This window comes from Bacillus sp. JJ783, from assembly GCF_036963225.1.
Classification (GTDB): domain Bacteria; phylum Bacillota; class Bacilli; order Bacillales; family Bacillaceae_G; genus Bacillus_A; species Bacillus_A cereus_U.
Genome location: NZ_JBALMG010000163.1, coordinates 1 through 20773, shown reverse-complemented (window position 1 = coordinate 20773; position 20773 = coordinate 1). Strand labels below are relative to the sequence as shown.

Here is a 20773-nt window from a genome sequence, read left to right as displayed (position 1 = left end):
AGGGATGACCAAATATAGCGCTGGGCAACAAGCATCTTGTAGTAAAACAATAACAGAAACAGATTTTGTACTATTTGCAGGTTTAAGTGGGGATTTTAACCCAATCCATATTGATCATGAGTATGCGAAACAAACTAGATTTAATCAAAGAATAGCACATGGTTTATTAACTTCTAGTCTATTATCACAATTGTTAGGAGTACATTTGCCAGGAAAGGGTTCTGTTTATATGGAACAAACTATTAAATTTACAACACCAGTTTTTATAGGAGATACGATTACAGCTACGGCTACAGTACAAGAGTTTATTATCGAAAAGAGAGTAATAAAATTGTTAACAGAGTGTCATAATCAAAAAGGAGATTTAGTTTTAACAGGTGTAGCTACTATGATGGTGCCAAAAGAAGGAGGAGTAGTCTAATGAATATCGGGATTGAAGCGACAGGAGTATTCTTCCCAAAAGGCGTAGAGACAGCTGCAGACCTATCTAAAAAAACAGGTATCCCTGAGAATATTATTATAGAAAAATTTGGGCTATATGAAAAGCATGTCGCAGACGAAACGATGCATGCATCAGATTTAGCTATTGCTGCTGCAAAGCCAATATTACTACAAGTTAATCCTCAATCTATTGATGTAGTCATTTATTTTGGCAGTCCACATAAAGATTACCACGTATGGTCTAGTGCCCCAAAAATTCAGCATGAACTTGGATTGAAGAATGCTTATGCTTTTGAAATTATGAATGTTAGTTCTTGCTTTCCAATTGCTCTCAAAGTCGCAAAAGATATGCTCTACTCTGATAAATCAATTGAAAACATATTATTAGTAGGTGGATGTAAAGAATCTCAAATTGTAGATTATGATAATCCACGCTCACGTTTCATGTTTAATTTCGCTGATGGCGGAAGTGCAGCCTTAGTAAAAAAAGGCGCTAGCAACGGTGAAATATTAGGAAGTGCTATTATAACGGATGGTTCATTTCATGAAGATGTACGTATTCCAGCAGGTGGATCGAAACAAATTGCTAGCTATGATACGGTTGAGAATCGACAACATTATATCGATGTAATAGATCCTATTAGTATGAAAGAACGTTTAGATCTGGTTTCAACTCCTAATTTTGAAAAGGTTATTCGGGAGGCGTTAAGAAAAAGTGGATTAACTCCCAAAGATATTAAAGTATTATTACCACTGCATACAAAACGTTCTATGTTAATAGAATTGTTACAAGGATTGGGATTAGTAGAAGAACAAGTTGTATATTTAGATCATCATGGGCATATGTCAGCGCTTGATCCGTGTATCGGTCTTCACATTGCAAATGAACAAGGGAAATTACAGCCTGGAGATATTGCAGTAGCGGTTAGTGCAGGTACTGGGTATACTTGGGCAGCTACTGTGATTAGGTGGTAGTAAGCATGGATTTTATAAAAAAAATTATATGTTGTTTTTTCATTGTTACTGTGAGTCTAGGAATGTTTACTTCTGTAGGAAGTGCCTCAGCTGTAAAATATGTGAAATCATGGGGGAGTGAGCTAGATACTTCTAAGTTATTAAGGACGCCTGTGGCAATGGCAAGGGATGCAAAAGGATTCTTGTATGTTGTTGATATGGGAAATAATAGGGTTGTGAAAATAGATAAGAATGGAGAAGTTGTTGACGCTATAGGAACTTTAGGTGAAGGTCCGGGGCAGTTTAATATGCCATTTGGTATTGCTGTTGATAAAGAAGGTAATATTTTAGTTGCGGATACAGCGAATTATCGTATTCAAAAATTTAATGATCAGTTTCAATTTATTAAAAGTTGGGGCACGAAAGGTCAAGGAAATGAGCAGTTCTCGTTTCCTAGGGAAATTGCAGTAGATAGCGATAACAATTACTATATTACGGATGAATACAATCATCGTATTCAAAAATATAGCCCGGATGGGCAGTATATTCAAACAATCGGGAATTATGGAAAGGCGAATGGAGAATTGGCTTTACCACAAGGAATCGCGATAAATAAACAAGATGAGATTTATATTGCAGACACATATAACAATCGTATTCAAGTGTTTGATAAAAACGGGGAGTTTCAGCGAGTAATCGGAAATGGAATTGCAGGTTTAGGCCCATATCAATTCTATCATCCAAGAGGAATAAATTTCGATTCAATATCTGGATCGCTATATGTAGCAGATACATATAACAATCGGATAATGAAATTTACAAATAAAGATCAATTTTTATATACAGTAGGTAACTTTTTTCAGTTTGTTTATCCCAATCAAGTTCTTCCGGATGGTCAAGGAAATATCTATATTACGGATACGGGAAATAATCGTGTACTTTTATATAATGAGGTAGGTTTAACAGCGATAATGAAGAAAATCATAGGTAATGAAAGGAGTGGAAATACACAATATTCAGGACCTTATGATGTTGAAAGAGACACGAATGGGAATGTTTTTGTATCTGATTCCTTTAATCATCGAATTTTAAAATATGATATATCTGGAAAGATTGTTGGGAAGTGGGGAAGTTTATTTGGTGCTGGTGGACCACTTGGATTCGGAAGTCTTCCAGGACAGTTTTTTGTTCCAAGACAAATTGCAATGGATCGTTACAATAATGTGTATGTATCTGATTCTGTAAATCATCGTATCCAAAAGTTTACTAATTCAGGGATAGTGCTTGCTTCATATGGTTCATTTGGAGTATTACCAGGATTTTTTCAATTTCCATCTGGAATAGCTATTGATAGTAAAGGAAACATATTTATAGCTGATTCAGAAAATAATCGTATTCAAAAATTTAATCCATTCTTTGTATATATGAAAGAGTGGGGGAGAAAGGGAAGTGGAGAGGGAGAGTTTTCTCAACCTATGCAATTAGCAATTGATTCAAAAGATAATGTTTATGTTGTTGATCGGATCAATAATAGGATTCAAAAATTTGATAACGATGGTAAATTTCTTACTAAATGGGGTACAAATCATGGGGCAGGAAACTTAGATCCACTAGAAAATTGGAGAGAGGGTCCAGGAGATCTCTTTTTGCCAATAGGAATTGAAATTGATATAAATAATACGGTTTATGTCACAGATACTTCTAATAATCGTGTGAATATTTATAATGAAAATGGAATCTTTTTAGAGTCTTTTGGAAGTTTTAATGGTATGTCAGGGCAGTTTTTCTCACCACAAGGAATAGATGTAGATAGCCAAGGAAATATAATAATTACAGATGGTTTACTCCAAAGAATTCAATTTTTTAAGAAAGCAAATTAATACTGGAGACTCAAAATACTTGTTAGAAAGGATAGAAGTTTAATAGTGTGGGAATGCTTGTATATATAGGAATTAAATATTTATATCAAATTGTAAAGGTATTCAATGGAAATCGGAGAAAATACATTAATATTAACAACCTGGTTTATTTTTGTTTAAAGAAAAAGTCATAATTACAGATGGTGTACTTTGGCGTGTTTGATTCTATCAGAAAGTAAAGTATGGGGGGAATCACAATGTCGATGAAAAAACGTAAATGGCTCAAAATGATGTTGACTGGTTGTGTTTTAGGTTCATTGTTAGTAACGGCAGCTTGTTCAGGAAAGAAGACAAGTACAGAAGATGAAAAAACGATTAAGGTAGGGGTTCTTGCTTCGTTAACAGGTCCATTAGAATCATATGGAAAACAAACGGTAAATGGATTTGAATTAGGGTTAGACTATGCAACTGGTGGAACAGGGAAAGTAGAAGGAAAGAAGATTAAGTTTGTTGTAGAAGATACAGAAACGAAAGCAGATGTAGCAGTTAAAAAAGCTACAAAGTTATTAGAAGAGGAGAAAGTTGACTTTTTAGTCGGATCATCTAGTTCAAGTGATACATTAGCGGTTTTACCACTAGCTGAAGAATATGAAAAAATAATGGTTGTAGAACCAGCTGTTGCTGATAGTATTACCGGGAAGAACTGGAATAAATATATTTTTAGGACTGGTAGAAATTCATCTCAAGATGCAATTGCTGGTGCTGCGGCAATTGCTAAAAAAGATGTGAAAATAGCAACGCTAGCACAAGATAATGCTTACGGTCGTGAGGGGATTGCTGCATTTAAAGCTGGAGCGAAGAAATTAGGTGCAAATATTGTAAACGAGCAATACGCGGATACGAATGCAACTGATTTCACTGCGAATATTCAAAATATTATTAGCTCAAAACCAGATTATCTATTTATCGTTTGGGCAGGTGCGAATTCACCATGGAAACAGTTGAAAGATATGAATGTAGAAGCGCAAGGTATTAAAATTTCTACTGGTGCACCTGATATACCAGCATTAAAAACGATGGATGCGCTAATAGGGATGCAAGGGTTTTCCGTTTATTATCACTCACTTCCAAAGAATAAGGTGAACGATTGGCTAGTAGAAGAACATAAAAAACGTTTTAATGGTGCTGTTCCAGATCTGTTTACAGCAGGAGGAATGTCAGCAGCAATTTCTATCGTCGAAGCTGTAAAGAAAACGAAGGGCGATACAGATGTAGATACACTTATTAAGAAAATGGAAGGGATGGAATTTGAGACACCGAAAGGAAAGATGAAATTTAGAGAGAAGGATCATCAAGCATTACAAACTCTTTATTCTATAACGCTGAAAAAGCAAGAGGGTGTTGATTACCCAGTACCAGTGTTAGAACGAGAATTAACAATGAAAGAAACAGAACCGTCTGTTCAAAAAAAAATAGACTGAATTTTCTGTTGTTTTTGTATAAAGAGGGGATACCCTCTTTATACTTATTTCTTTCATAACATGGCTTTCAGTGGGAGGGATTTCATGACACATTTGTTAGAGACGAAAAATCTTTGTGTATCTTTTGGGGATCATCATGTTATTAAGGATGTTAATTTAACGGTACAAAAAGGAAAGCTCATTTCAATTATTGGACCGAATGGTGCTGGAAAGACAACACTATTCAATTTACTAAGTGGGCAAATTTCTCCGACGAAAGGTGAAGTTTATTTTAAAGGACAGGATATTACAAAATTATCAATTTCAGATCGAACGCGCTTGGGCATTGGTCGTTCTTTTCAGTTGACAAATATTTTTCCAGAGCTAACAGTACTTGAAAATGTGCGTCTAAGTGTTCAATCGTTTGTTCAGGATTATTACAGTTTCTTTCCGAATGCAGCCAAGTTAAAGCAGCAAACTGGAGAGGCGAGACGCCTTTTAAAAACAGTACTACTTCACGAGAAAGAGGGGGTATTAGCAAAAGATTTAGCTCACGGAGAAAAAAGAAAGTTAGAGCTTGCTATGTTGTTAGCATTAAAGACAGATGTATTACTACTAGATGAGCCGACAGCAGGTATTTCAGTTGAGGAAGTTCCAGCTATATTACAAGTAATCGAAAATATTAAAAGGAATCCAGAGAGCACAATCGTACTTATCGAACACAAAATGGATATGGTGCTAGATTTATCAGATCATCTTATCGTTTTATTTCATGGTGAGTTATTGGCTGAAGGATTGCCGGAAGAAATGATGAAAGACGAGCGAGTACAAAGTGCTTATTTAGGGGGATTATACAGTGGCACTACTACAAGTGAATAATATAGAGACGTATTTAGATCAGTTTCATATTTTACAAGGAGTGTCTCTTTCGGTTGAGAAGGGAACGATTACAGTATTGTTTGGAAGAAATGGAGCTGGAAAAACAACAACATTGCGGTCGGTTATGGGGTTTCACCGGATAGCAAATGGAGAAGTTTATTATGATAACACAAAAGTAAATGGATTATCTACACATTTAATTTCAAGAAAAGGTATAGGTTATGTACCAGAAAATCAAGGTATTTTTCATGATTTAACAGTAGAAGAGACATTCGCACTTGCTAGGGGAAAAAATGGGGAAGAAGCTGAAGAGAAGATAGAATGGATGCTCGAACTATTTCCGGATTTAAAGCAATTTTGGTATAAAAAAAGTGGGCTATTAAGTGGGGGACAAAAACAAATGCTGGCAATTTCAAGAGCATTTATTAATAGTGATGGACTATTGCTTATTGACGAGCCGAGTAAAGGGCTATCTCCAATTATGATAGAAAAATTAATGGTAGCTATTTTGAAAATGAAGGGAAAAACGACTGTTTTACTTGTTGAACAAAATTTTATGATGGCTAGTCAAATCGGTGATTATTTTTACATTATGGATAATGGGCGTATTGTGCATAACGGTTTCATGGAGGAACTGCGAGAGGATAAGGAAACATGTCATAAGTATTTAGGTATTTCTTAACATTGATACGGGGGGATAGAACGTGGATGTGCTAATTAACTTATTTGTAAACGGCGTTTCGACAGGGATGCTTATTTTTTTATTAGCGTCTGGTCTATCACTTATTTTCGGTTTAATGAGCGTACTAAATTTTGCGCATGGCGGTTTATTTGCATGGGGAGCATTTACAGGCGTTTGGTTATTTAATATGACAGATAGTTATTTATTAGCGCTAATTGGCGCAGTCGCTATGGGTATGTTTCTTGGTTTCATTTTAGAAAGATTTCTTATTAGACCAGTGTATGGAAACCATGTTCGGCAGCTTCTCGTTACACTCGGAGGAATGCTCGTTCTTAGCGAGTGCATCAAAATATTTTGGGGTCCTAATCCAATTGCTGCAAAATTACCGTTATGGCTTCAAGGAAGTTTTACATTTGGAGGAGTTATCTTAATAAAATATCGCTTATTCGTTATTTTAGTTGGGATACTAATTTACATCGCTTTACTATTGCTGCTGAAAAAAACAAAGATAGGACTTATGATTCGCGCTGGTGTAATGGATAAAGAGATGGTTCAAGCTCTCGGAATTAACGTAAAAGCGATATTCTCGTTTGTCTTTTTATTAGGAGCAGGGATGGCAGCATTAGGTGGTTTCCTACTTGCACCATATTCAGGCGTTATTTTCGCCGAGATGGGCATGCAGTATGCGATTTTAGCTTTTATAGTAGTAATAATTGGAGGGTTAGGTAGTGTACAAGGTTCAGCTCTAGCTTCTTTAATCGTCGGATTAGCCGGTGCTTTTACAGCGTATTTTATACCAGATTTATCTCTTGCAATTAATATGTTAATGTTACTATTTTTCTTAATAGTGAAGCCGACGGGACTCGTTGGTGAAAAGGGGTGACATGGTGAACAGCATATCGGGTCGAATTAAAGTATACTTCGGAGTTTTTATGCTCATTTGTTTAAGTGTATTTCCATTCGTAAATGATTCACGGAGCTTGTTAATTTTGTTCACTCAGATCTTCATCTTTGCTATTTTCGCTATGAGTTTTGATGTTCTCCTTGGATATACGGGTATTGTTTCATTCGGTCATTGTATGTTCTTTGGAATAGGGGCGTATGGTGTGGCACTCTTATTTGATCGGCAAGGGGTGTCTATAATGAACTTTTTTATAGGAATAGCAGCCGCTGTTATTATATCAGCTATCGTTAGTTATATAATCGGTATGCTTTCATTACGCTTGAAAAGTCATTTTTATGCAATGTTAACGCTCGCTATTTCTCAGCTGTTTTTTGTACTTGCTGAAAAATGGCGTTCGCTGACTCACGGAGGAGATGGATTTACATTTCGTGTACCAGATATATTCCGTGATCGTTTTACGTATTATTACGTAACACTTATATGTTTAATCAGCATCTTCATTTTGTTACGTCTTTTCACAAAGTCTTCTATTGGAAAAGTATTAAATGCAATTTCACAAAATGAACAACGTGTTGAAGCGCTTGGATATAAAGTTCTCCATTATAAAATTATCGCAAGTGTAGTGGCAGGAGTAGTAGCGGCAATTAGCGGTGGTTTATTCGTTATCACATTGCGTTTTGTAAATACGACGGTATTTTCAATTGAAATGACGCTAAACGCATTATTGATGACAATGATCGGGGGAGTAGGAACGTTAATCGGAGCAATTGCTGGAGCTGGGATTATTGAATCACTGAAATACTATTTATCAGAACTAGCGACGGAGTATCCGATTTTTGAAAGATGGACGATTATACTTGGTTTATTATATATTATCGTGCTACTAGTTTTTCCGAAAGGATTAGTTGGAACGATTAAGAAGTTGAAGAATTTTAAAAGGGGTAAGAAGGAGAAGAGTGCAGGGGTGGAACAGAACATGTAAAAAATGGGTGGAAAAGGTTTTAAGTGAAGTTATAGTATGAAACCCCCTCCTTTAGATAAGTTAAAGGAGGGATTTTTCATTTCTAGAAAGAGAAGTCTGGCTTATGTAATTCATGAAATTGATATTTTTAAAAAAGTCAATTGTTTTAATTGAATAGTTCAATGGGAATCTTTTTTTCTAATTCTCGATGCGTAAAAAAATTAATAGATAGGTTTTCTATTGGCATATCTTCAATTGGTGCTAATTTATCATTTCTAATCGGTAAAAAGGCTATCCCGTTCCCCTCAGCGATGAATTCTTCAATAAGCGAATAAGAATCTAACTGTTGAAGTTGATGCTGAGATAGATTGTTTTCTTTTAGAAATTGTATTGTCATATTTCTAAAAGGGCACTTTTTGTCGTTACTAACAAAGAAAAGTTCTTTTGAAAAGTCAATGGTACACTGTTCCTTCGTTTTTAATAAGCCTACAGAAATTGAAGTGGTGAATACTTTTTTAAACGCTACGTCAGGATAATCCTCATAAGTTATGACCATATCAACTTTTTGCTTTTGTAGCAGTTTTTGCAAATGACTACTACTTTCTATGTATATTTGATAATTCCTGAAATTTTCTTTAATACGCGTACTCAAATAATTAGTTAAAATAGATTGTGACGTCGCTATTCGATAAGATGTACAACTCATTTTAATTTCATTTTTTGCTTCTTCTAATAAAGTTAATATTTTGCTAGTGTAATCTAATAAAATTTCACCTGAAGGTAACAGTGAAACCCCTTTGTTATCTCTATGTAGTAAAGCTGTTTCTAATTCTTGTTCTAATTTTTTGATTCGCTCAGTTACATTTGGTTGAACATAACCTAACTCTTTAGCAGCTTTACTAATAGAGCCCTCATTCGCTACAGTTTTAAATATGATAAGATCATTTATTTCCATTCATTTCAGCCCCTTATACGGTATCATTATAAATGATAGCAAGCATAATTTATACCTATTTTACACCGATCCAACATCGATTTATCATTATGTATATAATATCGAAAGTGAGTGATAAACATGATTGGAATGCAATATAAGGTCATATTGCCAAAGAATTATGACATGGAGATTATTAGGAAAAGGGTAAAGGCTAATGGGTATAAAACAGATGGTTTTCAAGAACTGAATTTTAAAGCCTATTTAATTGCTGAGGCGGGTAAGAATGGGAATTTCTATAATTGTTATGCACCTTTATATATTTGGAATAGTCATGAAGGGATGAATAAATTTATCTTTGAAGGATATTACGATAATATTTTACAATCATTTGGATGGCAACAAATAAATATAGGTGTTCCTTTAGTTGTTAATCTAAGTGATGATTTTAAGAAAAGTAGATATGTTGTTGAATGTGAAGGAAGTATCTCTCAAAGTAAATCATTGATTGGTACTCAATTAAATACAATGAACGAAAATGTACAAAATACAGAAAAGTGTTTAGGTAATGTAATAGTTTATAATCCAGATAAATGGGGTTATAGTCAATTCAATTTTTATAATGAGAAGCCTGAAATAGATGTAATGGACAATGTTACAATATATGAGATTTTACACATTTCACAATAAAATCTTCTTGAATGCCAAAATAAGAAAAAGGAATGAGAATATATGCCTTTTGTAAACGTTTATTATCCTGAAAATATATTAAATAAAGAAACGTTGAAAAAGATAAGTGAATGTATTCATCTGTCATTAATTGATCATTTTAACATCCCTGAAAATGATTATTTTCAAATGTTTTTACCTTATCGACTAAACGAATTTTTTTATAATCCATATTATTTGTTAGAGCAAGAAGAAAAGAGAACAGAGAACATAATGCATGTTTCTATTACATGTGGACCAGGAAGAACGATAAAGCAGAAAAGAGAGTTATATCAATCGATATCACATAAAGCATCTGAATATTCAAGTATCGGTAGCGCTGATATTTTTATTACACTAAATGAGACAGCTGCTGAAAACTGGTCATTTGGTCAAGGGGTGGCACAACTAGTGAAGAGGAAGGGGGAGTAAAATGATGAATGAACCAATTGAATTTTATATTCAAAAGAAAATGAGAGAAATGGCACCTGCATTTGCTCATTATAGTGAAGAGATATTGTTTGAAGAAGTGTGGCGGGATGCCACTTTAACATTAAGAGAAAGAAGCTTATGTACATTGTCGGCACTAATCAGTCTTGGTAATACAGAACAATTACCATTTCATCTGAAGCTAGCTAAACAAAATGGGATGATGGAGAATGAATTAGTTGCATTAATAACACATATGGCTTTTTACGTTGGTTGGCCAAAAGCTGTGGCAGCTTTAAATATAGCAATGAATGAAATGGAAAGTTAAGAATAATGATTTTGGGAGGTGTTTTTTACATATTTCTACTTGCATTACTATCACTTGAGTGGTAAAGTGATAGTAAGATTCACGATAGGAAGTGACAATATATGCGTGAAAATACGATAGGATCGTTAATCTGGTTACGTTTAATACGATTTACGAACCAAAGTAATCAAATGTCAAATGAGTTTTTGAAACGTTTTGATTTGACGACAGCTCAATTTGATGTACTTATGCAAATACGGATTTATCAGCCCCTTACACAAATGGAGTTAGCAGAAAAAGTTACTGTGACGCAAGGTGGTATTTCTAGAATGTTAACACGCCTTGAAAAAGAAGAGTATATAGTACGTAAACAAGATTGGAAAACGAAAATGATTAGCCTTACTGAAAAGGGTGAAGCAGTGTTAGAAAGAGCATTGCCAGAGCAACTTGCATTCCAATCATCCTTTTTTGATGATGTATTAGATGAGGAAGAACAGAAAATACTATACGCGTTAATGACAAAAGTTCATAAGCATAGTGAAAAAAAAGAATTACCACATGAGTAATTTTTTTTACACTATCAATTGACTAATCAAGTGATGGTTAGAGGAGGAAATATTATGTATACAATTCCAGGGCATCACCACATTTCTATGGTGACAAAAAATGCGAAAACAAATAATGATTTTTATCAAAAAGTATTAGGATTACGCCGAGTGAAAAAGACAGTCAATCAAGATAATCCATTTATGTATCATTTGTTTTATGGCGATTTAACAGGGAGTGCTGGAACTGAATTATCATTTTTTGAAATGCCGAATGTAGGAAGAACAATCCGTGGTACAAATGCAATAACACAAATAGGCTTGCTCGTACCTTCAATAGAAAGTCTTACATTTTGGAAGAGACGTTTTGAGTCGCTCCAGGTGGCGCATGGGGAAATTACAACTTACGCCGGAAGAGACGCACTGCACTTTGAAGATCCAGATGGCCTACGGTTAGTGCTGTTAAATAATAACGGTGAAGAGGTGCCTGAATATTGGACTGCATGGGATGAATCTTCTGTAGAGCAGAATCATCGTATTTTAGGTATGGGAACAGTTGAAATGACAGTGCGCAGTTTAAATAAATTATCAAAAACATTAACAGGCTTGTTTAGTTATAAAGAAGTATCTCGTTCAGACGATGAGGGGATTTATCAATCTATTGCTGGTCAATCTTTTGGAGAAATTTTGGTGAAACAGCAAGAAGGAGAGAGTGAACGACCTGGAAAAGGAAGTATTCATCATTTAGCTATTCGTGTGAAAAATGATGAAGAACTGAGTTATTGGAATGAAGCGGTGAAAGATAAAGGGTTCCAATCAACAGGCATTATCGATCGCTTTTATTTTAAAAGTTTATATTTCCGTGAATCAAATGGCATTTTATTTGAGATTGCGACGGATGGACCAGGATTTACAGTGGATTCAGCAATTGAAAAATTAGGAAAAGAGCTGGATTTACCACCATTTTTAGAAGAGAGAAGAAAAGAGATTGAAGAGAAATTAATACCACTTGATTAAAAGGGAGAGAGCAACTATGGAAAAATACCGTATTGATACAAGTAAAGGAATTGAATTTGGATTATATTCAATTGGAGATCATATTTTAAATCCACATAATGGTTCGAAAATAAGTGCAGAAAAAAGAATTCATGAACTAATTGAAACAGCTAAGTTAGCAGATGAAGCTGGAATTGATGTGTTTGCTGTCGGTGAAAGTCATCAAGCGCATTTTACAACGCAAGCTCATACAGTTATTTTAGGAGCTATTGCACAAGCTACGAAAAATATTAAAATCGCGAGTTCTGCAACAGTATTAAGTACGTCAGATCCGGTTCGTGTATATGAGGATTTTGCTACAATTGATTTAATTTCTAATGGTCGTGCTGAAATCGTTGCTGGTCGTGGATCTCGTATTGGGGGATATAGTTTACTTGGTTACGATGTAAATTATTATGAAGAACTATTTGAAGAGAAGATGGATCTTTTATTAAAAATAAATAAAGAAGAAAGTGTAACATGGAAAGGGCAGTTTAGAACGCCACTTGAACATGCGGCAATTATACCGAGAGCTAAAAATAACAATATGCCAATTTGGCGTGCTGTCGGAGGGCCACCTGCTAGTGCGATTAAGGCAGGGCACGCAGGTGTACCAATGATGCTTACGACACTTGGTGGCCCAGCTATTAATTTTAAAGTTTCGGTTGATGCATATCGTGAAGCTGCTGAGCAAAATGGTTTTGATCCAGCAACACTACCAATTGCGACAACAAGTTTATTTTATACAGCAGAAAATTCACAAGATGCACGTAGTGAATATTATCCTCATATTAATGCTGGTATGCTTGCACTACGCGGTGGTGGGTATCCGAAACAACAATTTACTAATGCAGTAGATCACCGTGACGCGTTAATGATTGGTAGCCCGCAACAAATTATTGAAAAAATGCTTTACCAATATGAATTATTTGGACAGCAACGTTTTATGGCACAGATTGATTTTGGTGGTGTACCATTTGATAAGATTGAGAAAAACATTGAATTAATTGCTACTGAAATTATGCCGGCTGTTAGAAAATATACAACGAAATAATGAAAAAAGTACCGGGAATATAATCTATTCTCGGTACTTTTTTATTTAGTCAGTTTGAAAAAATGACAAAAAAATGAATTTTATGTCTAGAGAAAGGGGAGTTTTTTTCTATTTGTGAATAACAATATTGTTGATTTGAATTTTGGAAATACACTTTTCTCTTGACAAAAATCTAGCATATTTTCAGGTTTGATTCAAGGACATTTTTTGACAGGAAAGTCAAGCGTATGAAGAGAAAAACGTAATAATAATTGATATAAGAGTATGTTATATGTTTGAAAAATACGTTTTTTAAATGTGAGAAATCTAATTCAAAAAAATTACAAAAGACATATTTCAGACAAAATCCTGTCAATAATACGTCAAAAATCACCTGAATTTATTATGTAAGTATATTATACAATTCGATTAGCGAATAAAACACTACTGAAATAGTGAAAAGGTAAATCGTATGAAGAAAGTTCTTTTGTAATTATCTAAAAAACTGACAATCTATATTTTCAGAAAGTACATAAACGAATTTATCTTTTTGTATTTCCAAATGATTGAATTGTTCGTTATGAAGTGAATTCATACAATTCAATCGATATTACGATATGAAAAATTATGAAGGAAGTGACTTTAGCATGGAAACGCTCGAATTGGCACGAATACAATTTGCATCTACAACGATTTTTCATTACTTTTTCGTTCCGCTATCTATTGGTTTAGCTTTTATCATTGCGTTAATGCAAACGTTGTATGTGGTAAAGGGACAAGAAGTTTATAAGAAAATGACAAAGTTTTGGACACAAATATTCCTTGTTAACTTTGCAGTAGGTGTTGTAACAGGTATTTTACAAGAATTCCAGTTTGGTATGAACTGGTCAACATATTCACGTTTTGTAGGTGATGTTTTCGGACCATCACTGGCAATTGAAGGTTTATTAGCATTTTTCATTGAGTCTACATTCCTAGGTTTATGGGTATTCGGTGAGGATAAACTTCCGAAGCGAGTTCACCTTTTATGTATTTGGCTCCTTTCAATAGGAACAATGTTATCAGCATTTTGGATTCTAACTGCAAGTGCATTTATGCAATCCCCAGTAGGATATGAAATGGCTGCAGATGGACGTGCACAGATGAATGATTTCTTGGCGATTATTCAAAATCCACAACTATGGGTGCAATTCCCACATACAATTACAGCGGCACTTGCAACAGGCGCATTCTTTATTGCTGGTGTTAGTGCATGGAAAATCGCAAAACAACAAGAGACTGAGGTGTTTAAGAAGTCTTTTCGAGTTTCTATCGTTGTTGGAACAATTTCAACAGCATTGGTATTATTTTTCGGCCATGCACAAGCGCAAAATTTAATTAAGACACATCCGATGAAAATGGCAGCAGCTGAAGCATTATGGAATACGAGTGAGGATCCAGCGCCATTTACAGTATTTGCAAAAATTGATACAGAGAAGAAAGAAAATTCGTTTGAAATTCAAATCCCTTATATGCTAAGTCTATTGTCATACGATAAATTTAGCGGTCAAGTAGAAGGAATGAATCAAATTCAAAAACAATATGAAGAAAAATATGGACCTGGAGATTATATTCCGCCAGTACATACTATGTTCTGGAGTTTTAGAGCGATGGTAATGAGTGGAACATTCATGCTTCTTCTAGGAGTGTACGGCTGGTTCTTATCAAGAAAAGATCGTTTAGCTGAAAAAACTTGGTATTTAAAATTAATGGTATATGCAATTGCACTACCGTTTATCGGAAATACAGTAGGCTGGATTATGACTGAAATGGGACGTCAGCCTTGGGTTGTCTTCGGTGTTATGAAAACAGAAGATGCAGTATCTCCAAATGTTTCATTTGGAGAAGTATTATTCTCTCTTGTTTCATTCACATCACTATATGTAATTATTGGAGGCATTACTGTTTACTTATTCGTTCGTATCATTAAAGGACATGCGAATAAGAAAACGAAAAAGGATTATCAGAGCCATGATCCATTTGATAAGGAGGAAGAGTATGTTATCTCTTAATGAGTTGTGGTTTCTAATTATCTCAACCTTATTCGTTGGCTTCTTTGTACTTGAAGGTTTCGATTTTGGTGTAGGAATCGTTTCAAGGTTTTTAGGGAAGAATGATTTGGAAAAGCGTATATATTTAAATACAATTGGACCGTTTTGGCACGCTAATGAAGTATGGCTTGTTTGTGCTGGTGGCGCTATGTTTGCGGCATTTCCGCATTGGTATGCAACTTTATTTAGTGGGTTCTATATTCCGTTTGTGTTTATGCTTCTTGCATTAATTATAAGAGGTGTTTCCTTTAAATTCCGTGCGAAAATAGAAAACCATAAGTGGAAAAGTTTCTGGGATTGGGGCATGTTTATTGGAAGTATGTTACCTCCTATACTTTGGGGAGTTGCAATCGCAAACTTTATGACAGGTGTACCAATTGATGAAAGTAAAAATATGGTAGGCGGATTCATGAAATTACTTCACCCATTTGCATTACTTGGAGGAGTTATGTTTCTTCTTCTATGTATTGTTCATGGTTTGCAATTCCTTACTATACGTACAACAGGAAAATTACGAGAACGCGCACGTATTGCCGCGACAAAGATTGCACCTTTTGCATTAATAACACTTCTTGTTTTTGCAGCTGTAGGGTTATGGAAAACAGATATTTTCACCGCACATGGTTCAGAGTGGCTAATGGTTCCAATTGGAGCTTTTGTAGCGCTATTTGTTTCTACTTTATTAAATAAAAGAAGAAGAGATGGTTGGGCCTTCTTTATGACAAGTTTAACAATCATTTTGCTAAGTGCAAGTGTGTTCATCGGTATGTTCCCGCGTGTCATGATTAGCTCATTAGGAGCGGTAAATGATTTGACAATTTATAATGCGGCATCAGGACCTTATGCATTAAAACTGATGAGCTATTTTTCTCTTGCTATTTTACCATTTGTTATCGGTAGTCAAATATGGAGTTTCTATGTATTTAGACAACCTGTTAAGTCAGACAAAGATTTGGAGTACTAATGAAAAGAAAAAGAGGACTTCCGTCGTATCCTGGTAGCCGAGTTTTATATGTAACTTTAAGTCTTATTAGCATTTTAGAGGCGTGTAGTATTATTGCACAGACAGTGTTTTTAGCACGAGCAATCACATTTTTATTTCATGGAGAAACAGTGCAAGCTGTGCTAAATGAAACTGTTTATTTTGGAATCATGTTTGCAGCACGCCAAATGTTGGTGCGAGCATCGCAAATATTGGTTGAGCGTTTCGCTGAAAAAACAGGATTGGCATTACGTAAACAGTTAATAGAAGCATATTTTACATTAGGGCCGAGATTTGTCCAAACGAATGGGACTGGCCATCTGGTTACTTTATCGATAGAAGGTATTGAGAAATTTAAAACTTATATTGAATTAACAATTCCTAAAATGATTAGAAGTAGTATCGTACCAGGACTAATTGTTCTATATGTTTTTACACTGGACATTAAGTCTGGAATCATTTTAGTTGTAACGATTCCAATTGTGATTATATTTATGATCCTTCTAGGATTAGCAGCGCAGAAAATGGCGGATAGCCAATATGAAACATATCGTGTACTTTCTAATCATTTCGTAGATACGTTAAAAGGATTAGAAACATTAAAGTATTTAGGGAAAAGTAAACAGCACGAAGGAAAGATTGAAAAAGTAAGTAAACGATATAGAAAAGCGACGATGCGTACTTTGCGAGTTGCTTTTCTTTCTTCTTTTGCATTAGATTTCTTTACGAGTTTATCAATTGCATTTGTAGCAGTTGGATTAGGGATACGGTTAATAGATGGGACAATTATACTGTTACCAGCTCTTACGATTTTAATTTTAGCGCCGGAATATTTTCTGCCGATAAAACAAGTTGGAGCGAATTATCATGCTACATTAGATGGACAACTTGCAATGGAGCAAATAGAAGAAATTTTACAGAAACAAAAAGAAATAGAAAAGAAAGATTCAAATGTAGATATAGTATGGAATTCTTCTAGTAGTTTGAAATTACAAGATGTAAAAGTAAATAATGATGAATCTGAAAAGGCTATATTAGAGGGAATTGATTTTACTTGGCAAGGTAAAGGTGCTATAGGCATTATTGGTGAAAGTGGGGCAGGGAAATCAACGTTAATCGATGTGTTAGCAGGATTTCTCCCTCCTTCGGGTGGGAAGATGTTAGTAAATGGTGTGGAAATTGATGAATCTACTCGAGAAGATTGGCAAAAAAATATTGCTTATATTCCGCAACAACCTTATATTTTTCCACTTTCGTTAAAAGATAATATTTGTTTCTATGAAACGAATACACCTGATGAAGAGGTTGAGAGAGTTATAAATGAAGTGGGCCTTCGTTCGCTCGTTGCATCATTACCACATGGGATGTACGAAAGGATTGGAGAAGGTGGACGTATGCTTAGTGGCGGACAAGAACAACGTGTCGCTATGGCACGTGCACTTTTAAGTAAAAAGCCAATCATTTTATTAGATGAACCTACAGCACATCTTGATATTGAAACTGAATTTGAAATAAAGCAATCGATGTTACGTCTGTTTGAAGGTAAGTTAGTATTTCTTGCAACGCATCGTCTCCATTGGATGAAGCAAATGGATCATATTCTTATTTTAAATAAAGGGGAAATTAAAGAAAGTGGAACATATGAAGAGCTTTTAAAGAATGAGACATTACATTTTCATAGGGAAGAGAGGGGAGAGCGATGAGTAACTGGATTAAACCTCATATACAGCAAAATAAAGGTAGAATGACGTTGACTATTTTCCTTGGGCTTCTTGGAGTTAGTTCAGGTGCGATGTTACTTTTCATTTCAGGTTATTTAATTTCTAAATCTGCTCTCAGACCAGAAAATGTAATGGTTGTATATGTTCCTATAGTTGCAACGCGTGCGTTTAGTATAGGGCAAGCTGTCTTTCATTATTTAGAGCGTTTAGTAGGGCATGACATCGTTCTACGAATTTTAGAAAAAATGAGGACAAAACTATATAGAATTGTAGAACCACAGGCGTTATTTTTACGCTCGAGATTTCAAACTGGTGATGTACTAGGTGTATTGTCTGATGATATAGAACATTTACAGAATCTATATTTACGTACAATATTCCCTAGTATATTAGCGTTAGTTGTATATAGCATTTTCGTACTTGTTATCGGTGCATTTGACTTAGTATTTGCACTTATCGCAGCTTGTATGTTAGCTGTTATTGTTTTTCTTCTTCCATTCATATCACTACTTTTGATGAAACGACATCATGTTGCTTTGAAGCGAGGAAGAAATCGTTTGTATCAACAATTGACAGATGCTGTATTTGGGTTATCTGATTGGCAGGCGAGTGGTAGAAAAGATGAATTTATTAATGCGTATGTAGAGCAAAATGTCCAGCTGTTAAAGACAGAAAAGAGAGTGAAACGCTGGTACCATATTCGAGATAGTATCATTCATTTAATAGTAGGTATTGTAGTTATTTCGATGATTTTGTGGACTGGAAATCAAGCAGCAAGTGAACAAATTGCACCTACAGTTATCGCAGCATTCGTATTAATGACATTATCTGTGACGAATGTGCTTATTCCTGTATCAGATGCTATTGATCGAATTCCATCTTATGTAGAATCTGTTCATCGGCTTAATGGCGTAGAAAGTGATACCGCTTTAGATGATGGTAAGGAGTTACCTGGAGATAAAGAATACGTTGTACCAAAACATGTAGATATTGAACTGAGTAATGTGTCGTATAATTACCCGAATAGTAATGAATCCGTATTAAAAGATGTATCATTGCAAATAAAGGCAGGAAAGAAAATTGCTATTTTAGGTAGAAGTGGAACAGGGAAATCTACTTTACTAAAATTGTTAACTGGGGCACTACGTCCGGTGAGTGGCCAAGTTATATTGAATGGTGAACAAGCTCATACGGATTTTCTGTCAAAATATATTTCTGTATTAAACCAAAAACCACATTTATTCGATACGACAATTGGAAATAATGTGCGGATCGGTAAACCAGAGGCTAATGATGAAGAGATATGGAAAGCTTTAGAGAAAGCACAGCTAGCACCACACATCGCTTCTCTTCCTGATGGATTACAAACAAAAATGCATGAAATGGGAAAGAGGTTTTCTGGCGGAGAAAGGCAAAGGGTAGCATTTGCAAGAACTCTTATGCAAGAAGCACCGGTCATTGTACTTGATGAACCGACTATCGGTTTAGACCCTAAAACAGAATTAGCCTTAATAGAAACAATGTTTTCTGCAACAGAAGAAAAGACTGTTATTTGGATTACACATCATCTTGTAGGGATTGAACATGTAGATGAAGTGATTTTCCTTGATAGTGGTCAAATCGCTATGCAAGGTAGTCACGAACAGCTACTGAAAGAAAATGAGAAATATCGTAGATTATACGAGCTTGATAAAGGTATATAAGAATGAAATGCAAAAAAACACAAATTCTTGGTAGTTCAAGGTTTGTGTTTTTTGTATTTGTGGTGAAATCATATAAGCCGTATAAGTTATTTGATCATGAAATGGTGATATATTGTTAGAAAGGGTGTTTAAAACCTATCCTTTCAAGGCAATACTTGAGCCATAGTGAATGGATTGTTGGAAGGCGTGATTATATGTTTGAAGAGGATGGCATTGTTTTAATTCTGGAACCTGCTGATGAACGGGATATGAGGAAATTTATTTTTACAATACCGAAGTCAGTTTATGAAAAAAAAGAGATTGTATTACATTACGGAACAGCTTTAGGTCAAGGATATACGGACATTATAGAAGATATTATTAGTGTACATATAGACATAGATATTGTAACGGTAATAGGGCACGTAAGAGGATAGAATGAAGCTTTAATTAGTGGGAATCATACTGACCTTGAAAGCAGACGTACTGAAAGTAAGTAGGTCTGTTTTTATATTTAAATGAAGATAGTTTCGAGGTACATGTTGAACAGGATAATAATGATTTCTCTAGAATGTATAAGAGGAAGATTAAAAAGTAAGATATGATGTGATAAGGTGTATAAGAAGAAAACAAAGTGTTTATAAATGAATAAAAGTATGACAATTATTTAGGAGGTCAAAATGAAGTTTACAAAAACAATGTTACTTTCAATTGTAGTTTCAATTGGTTTGATGGGATGTTCGCTAGTGGAGGAAGGGAAGAACTCCATAGATTACGCTCAAAAAGCGACAGACTATGTAAATGAAATAAGTGCATTTGCAAATGAAGCGCCAGCATTAGCTGAAAAGGCTGTTAATGATGGAGAAGCTCGAAAAGAACTAGAAACGAAACTTACTGAAATTAAACAAGATATACCAGCTTTTAATGAATTAACACCACCGGATGTAGCGAAGGATCTTCACCAGCAAATCGTCGGATATAATGAAAAGTTAAATACATTAATTGATACATCTATGACAAAGATAGAGGAAGGAAAAATGAATGTAGAGCAGTTTAAAAACTCTGAGCTTATGCAGACGATAGAACAAGTTCGTGATTTGAAAGATAAGGTTCAAAACTTAGGGCAATAGTAAAAAGATCCGTTTATCATAAACGGATCTTTTTACT

The 20773-nt window shown here is 34.9% G+C and carries 21 protein-coding genes; 20 read left to right on the top strand and 1 reads right to left on the bottom strand.

Translation table 11 applies throughout. The features are described 5' to 3' along the window. The first annotated feature begins 4 nt into the window (after positions 1 to 4). From V7038_RS26185 to V7038_RS26150, 8 genes are all read left to right on the top strand, one after another. Complete coding sequence (locus tag V7038_RS26185) at positions 5 to 421, top strand: MaoC family dehydratase (protein ID WP_002158290.1); 417 nt, start codon at positions 5 to 7, stop codon at positions 419 to 421. Next, positions 421 to 1416, top strand: coding sequence for a 3-oxoacyl-ACP synthase (locus tag V7038_RS26180; protein ID WP_002158289.1), 996 nt, complete (start codon positions 421 to 423; stop codon positions 1414 to 1416). Before V7038_RS26185 ends, V7038_RS26180 begins: the two co-directional genes overlap by 1 nt. A gap of 62 nt (positions 1417 to 1478) precedes the next feature. Beyond that, positions 1479 to 3275 (top strand): 6-bladed beta-propeller, encoded by a 1797-nt coding sequence (locus tag V7038_RS26175; protein ID WP_335695867.1) that lies wholly within the window; start codon positions 1479 to 1481, stop codon positions 3273 to 3275. Positions 3276 to 3511: 236 nt separating this feature from the next. Beyond that, positions 3512 to 4735 (top strand): substrate-binding domain-containing protein, encoded by a 1224-nt coding sequence (locus V7038_RS26170; protein WP_335695863.1) that lies wholly within the window; start codon positions 3512 to 3514, stop codon positions 4733 to 4735. Between the two features lie 84 nt (positions 4736 to 4819). Beyond that, positions 4820 to 5593 (top strand): ABC transporter ATP-binding protein, encoded by a 774-nt coding sequence (locus V7038_RS26165; protein ID WP_070139142.1) that lies wholly within the window; start codon positions 4820 to 4822, stop codon positions 5591 to 5593. Further along, a complete protein-coding gene (locus V7038_RS26160; RefSeq protein WP_070139143.1) occupies positions 5571 to 6275 on the top strand; it encodes a branched-chain amino acid ABC transporter ATP-binding protein in 705 nt (234 codons plus the stop codon). The genes V7038_RS26165 and V7038_RS26160 overlap by 23 nt, the downstream gene beginning before the upstream one ends. A gap of 22 nt (positions 6276 to 6297) precedes the next feature. After that, positions 6298 to 7158, top strand: coding sequence for a branched-chain amino acid ABC transporter permease (locus V7038_RS26155; RefSeq protein ID WP_002158285.1), 861 nt, complete (start codon positions 6298 to 6300; stop codon positions 7156 to 7158). A 49-nt stretch (positions 7159 to 7207) separates the two neighbouring features. Continuing rightward, complete coding sequence (locus V7038_RS26150) at positions 7208 to 8161, top strand: branched-chain amino acid ABC transporter permease (RefSeq protein WP_335695866.1); 954 nt, start codon at positions 7208 to 7210, stop codon at positions 8159 to 8161. Positions 8162 to 8306: 145 nt separating this feature from the next. Here V7038_RS26150 and V7038_RS26145 read toward each other — a convergent pair whose 3' ends face one another. Next, positions 8307 to 9095: a LysR family transcriptional regulator gene (locus V7038_RS26145; protein ID WP_335695862.1), complete on the bottom strand. Its 789-nt coding sequence runs from the start codon at positions 9093 to 9095 to the stop codon at positions 8307 to 8309. A gap of 120 nt (positions 9096 to 9215) precedes the next feature. Here V7038_RS26145 and V7038_RS26140 point away from each other — a divergent pair, with 120 nt between their 5' ends. The 12 genes from V7038_RS26140 (at position 9216) to V7038_RS26085 (ending at position 20736) form a co-directional block, all read left to right on the top strand. Further along, positions 9216 to 9764, top strand: coding sequence for a DUF4865 family protein (locus tag V7038_RS26140; protein WP_335695861.1), 549 nt, complete (start codon positions 9216 to 9218; stop codon positions 9762 to 9764). A gap of 42 nt (positions 9765 to 9806) precedes the next feature. Beyond that, positions 9807 to 10214 carry a tautomerase family protein gene (locus tag V7038_RS26135; protein WP_335695860.1) on the top strand — a complete coding sequence of 136 codons (408 nt, stop codon included), beginning with the start codon at positions 9807 to 9809 and terminating at the stop codon, positions 10212 to 10214. Between the two features lies 1 nt (position 10215). After that, on the top strand, positions 10216 to 10539 hold the full coding sequence (locus tag V7038_RS26130) for a carboxymuconolactone decarboxylase family protein (RefSeq protein ID WP_002200858.1): 324 nt from the start codon (positions 10216 to 10218) through the stop codon (positions 10537 to 10539). A gap of 101 nt (positions 10540 to 10640) precedes the next feature. After that, complete coding sequence (locus V7038_RS26125; protein ID WP_002148721.1) at positions 10641 to 11084, top strand: MarR family winged helix-turn-helix transcriptional regulator; 444 nt, start codon at positions 10641 to 10643, stop codon at positions 11082 to 11084. A gap of 54 nt (positions 11085 to 11138) precedes the next feature. Then, complete coding sequence (locus V7038_RS26120) at positions 11139 to 12080, top strand: ring-cleaving dioxygenase (protein ID WP_070170026.1); 942 nt, start codon at positions 11139 to 11141, stop codon at positions 12078 to 12080. A gap of 16 nt (positions 12081 to 12096) precedes the next feature. Beyond that, the gene (locus V7038_RS26115; RefSeq protein WP_335695859.1) at positions 12097 to 13152 is read left to right on the top strand and encodes an LLM class flavin-dependent oxidoreductase; all 1056 of its coding nucleotides are present in this window, start codon (positions 12097 to 12099) and stop codon (positions 13150 to 13152) included. A 626-nt stretch (positions 13153 to 13778) separates the two neighbouring features. Continuing rightward, positions 13779 to 15182, top strand: coding sequence for a cytochrome ubiquinol oxidase subunit I (gene cydA, locus V7038_RS26110; RefSeq protein WP_002158276.1), 1404 nt, complete (start codon positions 13779 to 13781; stop codon positions 15180 to 15182). After that, positions 15169 to 16185 (top strand): cytochrome d ubiquinol oxidase subunit II, encoded by a 1017-nt coding sequence (gene cydB / locus V7038_RS26105; protein WP_002126907.1) that lies wholly within the window; start codon positions 15169 to 15171, stop codon positions 16183 to 16185. The genes cydA and cydB overlap by 14 nt, the downstream gene beginning before the upstream one ends. Then, positions 16185 to 17906: a thiol reductant ABC exporter subunit CydD gene (gene cydD, locus V7038_RS26100; protein WP_070139150.1), complete on the top strand. Its 1722-nt coding sequence runs from the start codon at positions 16185 to 16187 to the stop codon at positions 17904 to 17906. The genes cydB and cydD overlap by 1 nt, the downstream gene beginning before the upstream one ends. Then, a complete protein-coding gene (gene cydC / locus V7038_RS26095; RefSeq protein WP_335695858.1) occupies positions 17903 to 19627 on the top strand; it encodes a thiol reductant ABC exporter subunit CydC in 1725 nt (574 codons plus the stop codon). Before cydD ends, cydC begins: the two co-directional genes overlap by 4 nt. Positions 19628 to 19821: 194 nt before the next feature. Then, complete coding sequence (locus tag V7038_RS26090; protein ID WP_070139152.1) at positions 19822 to 20043, top strand: hypothetical protein; 222 nt, start codon at positions 19822 to 19824, stop codon at positions 20041 to 20043. Positions 20044 to 20286: 243 nt separating this feature from the next. Next, on the top strand, positions 20287 to 20736 hold the full coding sequence (locus V7038_RS26085; protein ID WP_002012340.1) for a DUF6376 family protein: 450 nt from the start codon (positions 20287 to 20289) through the stop codon (positions 20734 to 20736). Positions 20737 to 20773: the final 37 nt, after the last annotated feature.

Bases quoted from the DNA above. Each gene is read 5' to 3' on its own strand.
- V7038_RS26120 (WP_070170026.1), top strand. From the start codon at position 11,139: ATGTATACAATTCCAGGGCATCACCACATTTCTATGGTGACAAAAAAT.
- cydB (WP_002126907.1), top strand. From the start codon at position 15,169: ATGTTATCTCTTAATGAGTTGTGGTTTCTAATTATCTCAACCTTATTC.
- V7038_RS26180 (WP_002158289.1), top strand. From the start codon at position 421: ATGAATATCGGGATTGAAGCGACAGGAGTATTCTTCCCAAAAGGCGTA.
- V7038_RS26130 (WP_002200858.1), top strand. From the start codon at position 10,216: ATGATGAATGAACCAATTGAATTTTATATTCAAAAGAAAATGAGAGAA.
- V7038_RS26150 (WP_335695866.1), top strand. From the start codon at position 7,208: ATGCTCATTTGTTTAAGTGTATTTCCATTCGTAAATGATTCACGGAGC.
- V7038_RS26125 (WP_002148721.1), top strand. From the start codon at position 10,641: ATGCGTGAAAATACGATAGGATCGTTAATCTGGTTACGTTTAATACGA.
- V7038_RS26165 (WP_070139142.1), top strand. From the start codon at position 4,820: ATGACACATTTGTTAGAGACGAAAAATCTTTGTGTATCTTTTGGGGAT.
- V7038_RS26170 (WP_335695863.1), top strand. From the start codon at position 3,512: ATGTCGATGAAAAAACGTAAATGGCTCAAAATGATGTTGACTGGTTGT.
- cydA (WP_002158276.1), top strand. From the start codon at position 13,779: ATGGAAACGCTCGAATTGGCACGAATACAATTTGCATCTACAACGATT.
- V7038_RS26085 (WP_002012340.1), top strand. From the start codon at position 20,287: ATGAAGTTTACAAAAACAATGTTACTTTCAATTGTAGTTTCAATTGGT.
- V7038_RS26140 (WP_335695861.1), top strand. From the start codon at position 9,216: ATGATTGGAATGCAATATAAGGTCATATTGCCAAAGAATTATGACATG.
- V7038_RS26175 (WP_335695867.1), top strand. From the start codon at position 1,479: ATGTTTACTTCTGTAGGAAGTGCCTCAGCTGTAAAATATGTGAAATCA.
- V7038_RS26115 (WP_335695859.1), top strand. From the start codon at position 12,097: ATGGAAAAATACCGTATTGATACAAGTAAAGGAATTGAATTTGGATTA.
- V7038_RS26135 (WP_335695860.1), top strand. From the start codon at position 9,807: ATGCCTTTTGTAAACGTTTATTATCCTGAAAATATATTAAATAAAGAA.
- V7038_RS26090 (WP_070139152.1), top strand. From the start codon at position 19,822: ATGTTTGAAGAGGATGGCATTGTTTTAATTCTGGAACCTGCTGATGAA.
- V7038_RS26145 (WP_335695862.1), bottom strand. From the start codon at position 9,095: ATGGAAATAAATGATCTTATCATATTTAAAACTGTAGCGAATGAGGGC.
- cydC (WP_335695858.1), top strand. From the start codon at position 17,903: ATGAGTAACTGGATTAAACCTCATATACAGCAAAATAAAGGTAGAATG.
- V7038_RS26185 (WP_002158290.1), top strand. From the start codon at position 5: ATGACCAAATATAGCGCTGGGCAACAAGCATCTTGTAGTAAAACAATA.
- cydD (WP_070139150.1), top strand. From the start codon at position 16,185: ATGAAAAGAAAAAGAGGACTTCCGTCGTATCCTGGTAGCCGAGTTTTA.